The organism is Rhodomicrobium udaipurense JA643, assembly GCF_000636015.1.
Lineage (GTDB): Bacteria > Pseudomonadota > Alphaproteobacteria > Rhizobiales > Rhodomicrobiaceae > Rhodomicrobium > Rhodomicrobium udaipurense.
This window is the reverse complement of record NZ_JFZJ01000121.1, coordinates 1-9,486: the sequence shown is the minus strand read 5'-3', so window position 1 is coordinate 9,486 and position 9,486 is coordinate 1. Positions and strand designations below refer to the sequence as shown.

The window sequence follows — 9,486 nt, the reverse complement described above, 5'->3', positions numbered from 1 at the left end:
TGCCACGGCGACGACGGCAAGGGCAATCAGGAGGTCGGTGCGCCGAACCTCACCGCGAACATCTGGCTCTATGGCGGCACAAAAGAAGCCATCGTGACCCAGATCACCACGGGCCACGGCGGCGTCATGCCCGCATGGTCGGGGCGTCTCGATCCCGCGACCATCAAGAAACTCGCCATCTACGTGCATTCGCTCGGTGGCGGGCAGCAATAACCGTCCCTCGACCGCTGACGAGGGATATGGGCGGAAGCGAGCCGGGGGACCCGGCCCGCTCTGCCCCACTCTCCCATCGGGGGGAACCGAGCTGAAGCGAGGTAGCAAGCCATGTGCTGCTGCGATTCGATTTACGCCCGTGCCCTTATTCTGGAGCACACCATGACCGACATCTCGACGTCCATCACTCCTGCTGCAAGCCCGAACCCGGGCCGGAAGCGCGCCGAGGTGTCGCCCCCGACGCAGAGCACGTCCATGTACAAGGCGCGCGACCCGATCTTTCCGAAGCTGGTGCATGGCAAGTTCCGCCGCATCAAATGGATCTTCATGGCCGTGTCGCTGGGCATCTATTACCTGCTGCCGTGGCTGCGCTGGGATCGCGGACCGACGCTGCCCGATCAGGCGGTGCTGCTCGACTTCGCCCATCAGCGGCTCTACCTCTTCGGCCTCGAAATCTGGGCGCAGGAATTCTATTACGTCACCGGCCTTCTCATCATATCGGCGCTGCTGCTGTTTCTCGTGACTGCGCTAGCCGGGCGCGTCTGGTGCGGCTACGCCTGCCCGCAGACCGTGTGGACCGATCTCATGATCGCGGTGGAGCGTATCTGGCAGGGCGACCGCAACGCGCGCCTGAAGCTCGCGAAGGCTCCGTGGTCCCTCGACAAGACGTGGCGGCTCGCGGGAACGCATGTGTCGTGGCTTTTGATCGGCCTGGCGACCGGCGGCGCACTCGTCTTCTATTTCGCCGATGCGCCGACGCTATTTATGGAACTCGTGAATTTCGAGGCTCCGGCGGTCGCGTACGTCTTCATCGGCATCTTCACGGCCACGACCTACGTGCTCGGCGGCCTCTCCCGCGAGCAGGTCTGCACCTACATGTGCCCGTGGCCTCGCATTCAGGGCGCGATGTTCGACGCGGATTCGCTCCTCATCACCTATCGCGGCTATCGCGGCGAGCCGCGCGGGCCGCACAAGAAGGGCGACACATGGGAAGGGCGCGGCGATTGCATCGACTGCAATCAATGCGTGGTGGTCTGTCCTGCGGGCATCGACATCCGCAACGGCGCGCAGCTCGAATGCATCCAGTGCGCGCTGTGCATCGACGCCTGCGACGAGGTCATGACCAAGGTTGGCCGCCCGACGAAGCTCATCGCCTACGATACCTACCGCAACCTTGAGGCCGAGGCGCATGGCGAGCGCGCGCGAATCCGCCTGATCCGTCCGCGCACGATCCTTTACGCCGGTTTGACAGCGCTTGTCGGCGGGTTGATGCTGTTCGGCCTCTCGCAGAAGTCGATCTTCGAGATGAACGTGGTGCCGGACCGTAATCCGCTGTTCGTGCAGCTCAGCGACGGCAGCATCCGCAACGGTTATGAAATCCGCCTGCTCAACAAGCGCCGCGAAACACGCACCTTCGCGCTTTCCGTGAGCTTGCCGGAAGCGAAGGTCAACGTCGTGGGCATTGACGGCGAAAACCCGCCGATTACGGTCGCGCCCGACGATGTACGTTCGATCAAGGTCTATGTGAGCGTGCCACGGGAAAAAGCCGCCACGCTCACCGCGACGACGCCGGTTACGATCGCTGCGCGCGACAAGGACGACGGCACGGAAACCTCGCGCGAGACGACATTCAAGGGACCGGAACGATGAGCACCACGACGACGCCTGCAAAGAGCGGCGGTCTCACCGGGAAGCATGTCCTTCTCATCCTTCTCGGGTTCTTCGGGGTGATGTCCGCGGCGAACGCCATCTTCGTCTACATGGCGATCTCCACGAAGCCGGGCGAGGCGACCGGCGCGAGCTACGAGGCGGGCTTGCGCTACAATCAGACGCTGGCCGAAGCTCAGGCGCAGGCCGCCCTCGGCTGGCATCACAAGGTGGAAGTTCGCGGCGAGCGGCTCCGCGTGTCGATGACCGACGCGAGCGGAGCGCCTGTCGCCGGGCTTGCCATTTCCGGCCATGTCGAGCGTCCGGCTTCCAGTGAAAAGAGCCACCGCGTTTCCTTCAAGGAGATCGACGCGGGACTCTACGAAGCGGACCTCAAGCACGCCGATATGGGCAAATGGATTCTGGCGTTCAACGCCGAGAAGTCGCGGCCGGGCAGCGCGCCCGCGATCTACCGCGTGAAGGAAAGATTATGGCTCGAACCATCGCAGCAGACGAACTAGGCGTCGAGTTCAAGGACGCGCAGCGAGAAGCGGGCGCATCGCCCGCAGGCAGTCGCGCGCCGTCAGCATCGCGCACGATCACGCTCGCAGTCGAAAACATGCACTGCGGCGGATGCATGCGGAAGGTTGAGACCGCCCTTCTCGTTGTGCCGGGGGTCTGCGCCGCTCGCGCCAACCTCTCCGCCCGCCGCGCAACCGTAATTTTCGACCGGGATGCTGGCTCGGCCGCGCCCCTTGTCGACGCGCTGGAGAAGGCTGGCTTCAAGGCCGCCGAACTCGCGCCCGAAACTGTCTACAACGAAAAGGACAACCCCGCGCGCCCCCTCCTCGCGCGGCTGGCGGTGGCGGGCTTCGCCGCCGCCAACATCATGCTGCTTTCGGTGTCGGTGTGGTCCGGCAAGGGAGGCGGCGCGGACGATCCCACGCATGCGCTGTTCCATTGGCTGTCCGCCGTGATCGCGCTGCCGGTGGTGGCCTATGCGGGGCAGCCGTTCTTCAGTTCGGCCTGGGGCGTGCTCAAGCGCGGCCGCGTGAATATGGATGTGCCGATCTCGCTCGCGATCTGGCTGTCGGCCATAATGAGCCTCTATCAGACGATGCGCGGCACGGATCAGGTCTATTTCGACGCCTGCGTGACGCTGCTGTTCTTCCTGCTCATCGGCCGCTATCTCGACCAGCGGGTGCGCATGACGGCGCGCGGCGCGGCTGAAAATCTCATCGGCCTGCAATCCCAATGGGCGCATGTCATCGCGCCGGACGGCACCATCGAGCGGCTGCCGTCTCGGCTTGTCGAGCCGGGCATGCGCATCGCGGTTGCGGCTGGCGAGCGCTTCCCGGCCGATGGCGTTATTGCCAGCGGCACGACGACGGTGGACGAAAGCCTCATCACCGGCGAGACGACGCCGCGCACCGCCGCCGCCGAAGCCTTGGTTTACGCCGGTTCCGTCAATCTCGGCGCGCCCGTCGAGATTGAGGCGCGCGCCGCCGAGGCCGATACGTTGCTCGCGCAGATCGGGCGGCTCATGGCAACGGCGGAGCAGGCGCGCGGGCGTTACGTCCGCCTCGCAGACCGCGCCGCGCGGTTTTACGCGCCGATGGTGCATAGCCTAGCGCTTGCCTCGTTCATCGGCTGGATGATAGCGGGCGCGGGCTGGGAACATTCGCTCACGATTGCGATTGCGGTGCTCATCATCACCTGCCCCTGCGCGCTGGCGCTTGCCGTGCCCGCCGTGCAGGTCGCTGCATCCGCGCGCCTCTTCGACAAGGGCATTTTGCTGAAGGCGCCGGACGGTCTCGAACGGCTTGCCGAAACCGATGTGGCCATATTCGACAAGACCGGCACGCTGACGGCGGGTATCCCTTCGCTCGCGAACGGCGACGCGATCGACGACGCGACGCTGAAGGCCGCGTCCGCGCTCGCCGCCGCAAGCCGCCACCCGTATGCGCAAGCCGTGGTGCAGGCGGCGAAGATACGCTTCGGCGCGGTTTCGGCGTCGAGCGGCGTGGAAGAAAAGCCGGGCTTCGGGCTGCGTCGTGCGACCGATGGCGGCGAGGAACGCCTCGGTTCGGCGGCTTGGTGCGGCGTGGACGACGCGCAGGCTTCGTCCGCCTCGCTCTGGTATACAGAGCCCGGCACGGCACCCGTGGCCTTCCGCTTCGAGGACAAACTGCGCGAGGACACCGCCGCCACCGTGGATGCGCTCACCCGCGCGGGCTATCGCGTGGAGCTGCTGTCGGGCGACCGCGTCGACGCCGTCGCCTCCGCTGCCTCCGCCGCGCACATCGCCGACTGGCACGCGGGGTTGAAGCCCGACGAGAAAATCGCGCGTCTCGACACGCTGAAGGCCGAAGGCCATCGCGTGCTCATGGTCGGCGACGGGCTGAACGACGCGCCCGCGCTTGCCGCCGCGCATGCATCCGCTTCGCCGTCGACCGCCGCCGACATCAGCCAGACGGCCTCCGACGCGGTGTTTCAAGGCGCGAAGCTCTCGCCGGTTGTCGAGTTGCTCGCCACGGCGAAGAAGGCGCGGCGCATGTCGTTCCAGAACTTTGCCATCGCGTTCGGCTACAACATCGTGTTCGTCCCGCTCGCCATCGCGGGCTTCGTGAACCCGCTGGTCGCGGCCATCGCGATGTCTACATCGTCCATCCTCGTCACGCTGAACGCGGTCCGGCTACGCACCGCGAAACTGGAGCTGAAGGCATGACCTCGCTTGCGTGGCTTATCCCAATCGCGCTGTTTCTCGGCGGGCTCGGCCTCGCCGGGTTCATCTGGGCGCTGAGGTCCGGCCAGTATGAAGACCTCGACGGCGCGGCATGGCGCGCGCTCGAAGACGATCCGCCGGAGAAGCCGCGCCCCGGCGTGTGACCACCGTCGCAACGCCGTTGTGGATTGCGGCGCATTCCCGCAGTCCGAAGCCCCGAATTGGCGCAAGCTTCGCGCAGGCGATTCACCGGGGGTGCTGATGGGACGGGCGAAGGCGGCGGCAAAAAACTTCACCGTGGATATGTGGTGGACCGGCCTCAACGATGTCGAGGTCGGCCTGTTCGTGCATTCGCGGCACCGCGCCAAGTCGCGGCAATTCACGGCGGACAGCGATGTGATCGGCGAGGTGCTCGAAGGCGGCGAGCGCGCGGGACTGATTACCTACCGCGAGGGCCTGTGGAAATCCGAAGACCCAGGCGCGAAGCGGGTCGTGCTGAAGCTCTTCACCCCGGCGATGACGTGGCGCGGTAGCATCGATCTGCTGATCGGCCGCAGCGTGCAGCTCTCGACCGGCGCGGGCGGGTTTCCGGTGACATCGTGGTCGCTCAACATCGACGGCCACGACCAGATCGTGCAGGTGGAGCGCTCCGCTCGCAAATGGCCGGGCATGCCGGAGCAGTTCTCGTTCTTCCTGATCGAGGGCGGCGAGGCGCGAACCTATCGTCTGCGGCAGGACTGGATCAATTTCGGCGGCGACTACACGCTCTACGACCAGACGGGCGCGCGGATCGGCCACCTGAATGGGCACGTGTTCCATATGGCGGGTCGCTGGGACGTGACGCTCGACGGCGCGCCCTCGCCGCTGCTTGCGACCGCGCTTCAACTTATAGGCGGCATGCTGAAGTTCAACGGCGCGGCTCGGCGCCATGTCGGTCGCGTGGTGCGAGGGGTCCGGCAGGGCGCCATTTCGCTGGCGATCGACAAGCAGGAGGCCGATCTTTACCTGAACCCGAGGCGGCCGCGCTGAGTGCGGGCCGAGGCGAGGCGTTTCGCCCGGCAGCGATGACGGTTCCAGCTTTCATCGCCGCGAGGAAGCGCATGAGATGGGCCCGCGTCGTCGCGATACAGCCAGCCGTCGGCGCGAACGACTTGCGCGCGATGTGCATGAAGATGGCGCTGCCGCGACCTTGAGCGCGCGGCGCGATGTTGTAGTCGAGCACGGCGACGAGATCGTAGAGCGAATCGTTGCGCCACAGCCGCTCGGCGCTCGCCGGATAGGGCATCGACACCCTGCGGTTGTAGTTGCGGTCTGTCGCCGCATCGCACCAACCGTAGGTCGGGCGGTTGGCACGCACCGGCACGGCGGCGAGCGGACGACGCACTCTGTCGGGTCGATAATATACCGTCAAAATACGCCACCGGCCCAACGGAATAGCACCGTCGCCTTCACGCTTCACCGGCCGAATACCGGACTTCCCAAGAGCGACGGAAAACTGTAAATGACCGTATGTCATAATTCCCGTCGTTGCCGCGTCCGAAAGTGTTAGAACGCGGGCGAATGTGCGTTTTCGCGTTTTCAGGCGGGGCTTTTGCTGTACATTCGCCTTTGGCACCAAAGTCACCCGTTGCGTCGGCCAGTACCGTCGTTTAAATCAAAAAGCGCGATCTTCCGCCCGGAGTTTAAAATGAGCAATACGCGCAATATCCTGGTTGTCGATGATGATCAAGACCTTGCGCTGTCGTTGATCGAGCAGCTTGCGCTTCATGAAGAGTTCAATCCGCATGTCGTGCATAGCGCCGCGCAAGCTTTCACGGCGGTCAAGGGGCAGCACACCGATCTCGTGATCCTCGACGTCGGCTTGCCGGATATGGACGGCCGCGAGGCGTGCCGCATCCTTCGCAAGAACGGGTTCAAGAATCCGATCATCATGCTGACCGGGCAGGATAGCGATTCGGATACGATTCTCGGCCTCGAGTCCGGGGCGAACGACTACATCACCAAGCCTTTCCGCTTCGCGGTGCTTCTCGCCCGCATCCGCGCGCAACTCCGCCAGCATGAGCACAGCGAAGAAGCGGTGTTCACCATCGGCGAGTACACGTTCCGGCCATCGGCGAAACTGCTCGTCGACAAGAAGGGATCGAAGGTGCGGCTGACCGAAAAGGAAACGTCGATCCTGAAATACCTCTACCGCGCGGGCGAAAAGGTAATCTCACGCGATGTCCTTCTGCACGAGGTCTGGGGCTACAACGCGGGCGTCACCACGCACACGCTCGAAACCCACATCTACCGGCTCAGGCAGAAGATCGAAAAGGATCCGTCGCGCGCCGAACTGCTCATCACTGAAGCGGGCGGCTACAAGCTTGTGCCATAGTGCGAGCGAGATCATAAACAACCTTGAGTTGCATAACCGAATCGCGCAAAGTCCGAACCGTTCGTATGGGTTGAAGGAGTTCGGCCACTCAAGCGATAGGTTTCTGCGCAATGCTCGATTCTCACATCGAGCTTCTTCGAGCACTGCCGATTTTTAAAGGCCTTGGGGAGAAGCAACTCGCCGCGATACTGGATGCCGGGAAGAAGGTGTATTTTGAACCCGGGCAGGTTTTGACAAGGAAAGACGTGGCGGGCGACTGCGCGTTTCTTGTTCTCTCCGGATCGGTGTGCTGTAGGGGATTTCCCGGAATGGCAATCGGGAGCGAACCCATCGGCCCCGGCACCCTCATCGGCGAGATGGCGATGCTGGTGGAAACCGTCTATCCGCTCACTGTCGAGGCTTCGGAACGCGTCCGCGCGCTTGCGCTGCGGCGCGGCCGACTGACACGCGTGATGCAGCGCGACCCAGGCATCGCACGCCAATTGGCTGACAACCTCCTCCTTCGGCTGCGGTCTTTCGCACAAGATTTGCGGAATTTCGAACTGCTGCTCGAACAGAAAGAAAACACGCCGCAAACACCCGCGCGGGCGCAGACGGAGGCCGAACGCGCGGCGCAACACCCCGCCTTCAATGCAGGCCGCACGCGCCGGTTTATCCGGGAATACTAAGGCTTCGTTAATATCGTTGCGAATTAGGGCGAATCAAACAAAACTCTACCTCAGTGATTGTAAACGTGTAGGAGAGTTGGCCGAATTCAAAGACGGGTGGTTCTATGCTCGACCATAAAATCGAGCTTTTACAGCAAGTTCCCCTCTTCAGGGGGCTTTCCGATGAGCTGCTCGAAGCGATCGCAGCGATAGGCCAGAAGACATTCTTCGAGGCTGACGCGAAGCTTATTACCGAAGGCGAGATCGGCAGCACCGCTTATTTGATCATGACCGGAAAGGCCGGGTGTCCTCGTATCGAGGGCGGCGAGCTTTATGTAGAAGACCTATGGCCGGGCACGCTTGTTGGCGAGCTTGGCATGCTGGTAGAAACTGTTCACAGCGTGTCCGTGACAGCGCAAGAGCGACTGCGGGCGCTGGCCTTCTCCCGCGATGCCTTCCGCGCGACGATGGAGAAGCACCCGGAACTCGCGCAGCACATTTCCGAGAAGCTGCTCGTTCGGCTGCACGGGCTTGCGGCGGAGATCAGACGTGTCGACGGCAAGCTCGCGGAAATCGAGAAATCCGAAAAGGCGGCGTAGTCGACCCGCAGTTGCGCGAGGACGACTAGCGCGTCGTGCCGTAATCAGACGCGCCACGACGCGCTGAATTTCGGTTGTCGATCAGCTTCTCTGCGTCAAATCGAGTTCTATGTAACGCACGCTGATCCAGCGCGCGGTCATGGTGCGCTGTAGCGGCTCTCCTGCAACGCCGGCAGGAACGAAAGCGTATGCTGCGCGATGGTCTTTTCCTCGTTCGCGGCCACCACAAAAACCTTCACGCGCGACGCATCCGCGCTGAGAAGCCTATCGGTCCGAGCGTTGCGCTCCGCGTCCAGCGACAGGCCGAGCCACTCGAAACCGGCGCAAATCCGCTCGCGAAGATCGGCGGCGTGTTCGCCGATGCCCCCCGAAAACACGAGCGCATCCAGCCCGCCAAGAAGCGCGGTGAGCGCCCCGATTTCGTAGCGGGCGCGATGCACGAAATAGGTGAGCGCGGCGCGCGAGCCGGGAGTATCCGCTTTTTCGAGGTCGCGCACGTCGTGCGAGAAGCCCGACATCCCCTTGAGCCCCGAGCCGCGATGGAGAAGCTGCGACACCGCGTCGACACTCATGCGGCGGTCGGTCAGGAGATGCAGCACCACACCGGCGTCGATCTGACCGCAGCGCGTGCCCATCGCGAGGCCATCAAGCGGCGTAAAGCTCATGGTCGAGCTGATGCTCCGCCCGTCCTTCATCGCGCACATCGACGCGCCGTTGCCGAGATGGGCCATGATAACGCGCCCCTCCGCGATATCGGGCGCGAAGCCGCGAAGCTCGTCCACGAGGTGCTCATAGGAAAGGCCGTGAAACCCGTAGCGGCGCACGCCGGAGTCGTAATATTCCGGCGGCAGACCGAACGTGTCGTTCTCCCAGTTGTGCGTGCGGTGAAAGGCGGTGTCGAAGCAGGCAACCTGCGCGGCTTCAGGAAACACCTTCCGCGCGGCGAGAATGCAGCGGATGTTGTGCGTTTGATGCAGCGGCGCCAGCGGAATGAGCGTGCGCATTTCCAGGAGTTCGTCTTCGTACACGCGAATGGGCTTCGTGAACTGAGTGCCGCCATGCACGATGCGGTGGCCCACGCCGACAATCTTCCGGCCCCCGCCAAACTGGTGCACGAAATCGAGCACTTCATGCAGCGCGGCCACGTGCGACGCGGAAACGGTCGGCCTCGGCGCAAAGCTTGGCATGCCGGAACCCGGCGCGGCCTTTACTGAAAATTCCGCCGCCTCGCCATGCAGTCCTTCGACCTGCCCGCGAAACGCTTCGGCGATCCCGCCCCCC

10 protein-coding genes and 1 pseudogene are annotated in these 9,486 nt (G+C 63.8%); 9 read left to right on the top strand and 2 right to left on the bottom strand.

The genetic code is table 11. The features are described from left to right. The 6 genes from T281_RS14110 to T281_RS14085 all read left to right on the top strand — a co-directional run. Window positions 1–213, top strand: a 213-nt coding sequence (locus T281_RS14110; RefSeq protein ID WP_037240545.1) for a c-type cytochrome, incomplete at its 5' end; no start/stop codon positions are given. Window positions 214–375: 162 nt separating this feature from the next. After that, complete coding sequence (gene ccoG / locus T281_RS14105) at window positions 376–1,863, top strand: cytochrome c oxidase accessory protein CcoG (RefSeq protein ID WP_052037514.1); 1,488 nt, start codon at window positions 376–378, stop codon at window positions 1,861–1,863. Next, window positions 1,860–2,381, top strand: a complete 522-nt coding sequence (locus tag T281_RS17930; protein ID WP_052037513.1) for a FixH family protein — start codon at window positions 1,860–1,862, stop codon at window positions 2,379–2,381. Before ccoG ends, T281_RS17930 begins: the two co-directional genes overlap by 4 nt. Further along, window positions 2,351–4,588 (top strand): heavy metal translocating P-type ATPase, encoded by a 2,238-nt coding sequence (locus tag T281_RS14095; protein ID WP_037240539.1) that lies wholly within the window; start codon window positions 2,351–2,353, stop codon window positions 4,586–4,588. The genes T281_RS17930 and T281_RS14095 overlap by 31 nt, the downstream gene beginning before the upstream one ends. Next, window positions 4,585–4,749 (top strand): cbb3-type cytochrome oxidase assembly protein CcoS, encoded by a 165-nt coding sequence (gene ccoS, locus T281_RS14090; protein WP_013420494.1) that lies wholly within the window; start codon window positions 4,585–4,587, stop codon window positions 4,747–4,749. The genes T281_RS14095 and ccoS overlap by 4 nt, the downstream gene beginning before the upstream one ends. A 97-nt stretch (window positions 4,750–4,846) precedes the next feature. Then, window positions 4,847–5,614 carry a hypothetical protein gene (locus T281_RS14085; protein WP_037240536.1) on the top strand — a complete coding sequence of 256 codons (768 nt, stop codon included), beginning with the start codon at window positions 4,847–4,849 and terminating at the stop codon, window positions 5,612–5,614. Between the two features lie 49 nt (window positions 5,615–5,663). Here T281_RS14085 and T281_RS19590 read toward each other — a convergent pair. Further along, window positions 5,664–6,101 (bottom strand): annotated as a pseudogene (locus T281_RS19590) (L,D-transpeptidase family protein); the annotation flags it as partial. A 171-nt stretch (window positions 6,102–6,272) separates the two neighbouring features. Here T281_RS19590 and T281_RS14080 point away from each other — a divergent pair. From T281_RS14080 to T281_RS14070, 3 genes are all read left to right on the top strand, one after another. Beyond that, window positions 6,273–6,959, top strand: coding sequence for a response regulator transcription factor (locus T281_RS14080; RefSeq protein ID WP_013420492.1), 687 nt, complete (start codon window positions 6,273–6,275; stop codon window positions 6,957–6,959). A gap of 110 nt (window positions 6,960–7,069) precedes the next feature. Beyond that, window positions 7,070–7,627, top strand: coding sequence for a cyclic nucleotide-binding domain-containing protein (locus tag T281_RS18405; protein ID WP_081796818.1), 558 nt, complete (start codon window positions 7,070–7,072; stop codon window positions 7,625–7,627). Window positions 7,628–7,731: 104 nt separating this feature from the next. Next, window positions 7,732–8,205 carry a cyclic nucleotide-binding domain-containing protein gene (locus T281_RS14070; RefSeq protein WP_037240533.1) on the top strand — a complete coding sequence of 158 codons (474 nt, stop codon included), beginning with the start codon at window positions 7,732–7,734 and terminating at the stop codon, window positions 8,203–8,205. A gap of 137 nt (window positions 8,206–8,342) precedes the next feature. On the opposite strand, the gene T281_RS14065 is transcribed toward T281_RS14070, so the two are convergent. Then, a partial coding sequence (locus tag T281_RS14065) for an acetate/propionate family kinase (protein ID WP_037240530.1) occupies window positions 8,343–9,486 on the bottom strand: 1,144 nt, incomplete at its 5' end.

Bases quoted from the DNA above. Each gene is read 5' to 3' on its own strand.
- ccoG (WP_052037514.1), top strand. From the start codon at position 376: ATGACCGACATCTCGACGTCCATCACTCCTGCTGCAAGCCCGAACCCG.
- T281_RS17930 (WP_052037513.1), top strand. From the start codon at position 1,860: ATGAGCACCACGACGACGCCTGCAAAGAGCGGCGGTCTCACCGGGAAG.
- T281_RS14095 (WP_037240539.1), top strand. From the start codon at position 2,351: ATGGCTCGAACCATCGCAGCAGACGAACTAGGCGTCGAGTTCAAGGAC.
- ccoS (WP_013420494.1), top strand. From the start codon at position 4,585: ATGACCTCGCTTGCGTGGCTTATCCCAATCGCGCTGTTTCTCGGCGGG.
- T281_RS14085 (WP_037240536.1), top strand. From the start codon at position 4,847: ATGGGACGGGCGAAGGCGGCGGCAAAAAACTTCACCGTGGATATGTGG.
- T281_RS14080 (WP_013420492.1), top strand. From the start codon at position 6,273: ATGAGCAATACGCGCAATATCCTGGTTGTCGATGATGATCAAGACCTT.
- T281_RS18405 (WP_081796818.1), top strand. From the start codon at position 7,070: ATGCTCGATTCTCACATCGAGCTTCTTCGAGCACTGCCGATTTTTAAA.
- T281_RS14070 (WP_037240533.1), top strand. From the start codon at position 7,732: ATGCTCGACCATAAAATCGAGCTTTTACAGCAAGTTCCCCTCTTCAGG.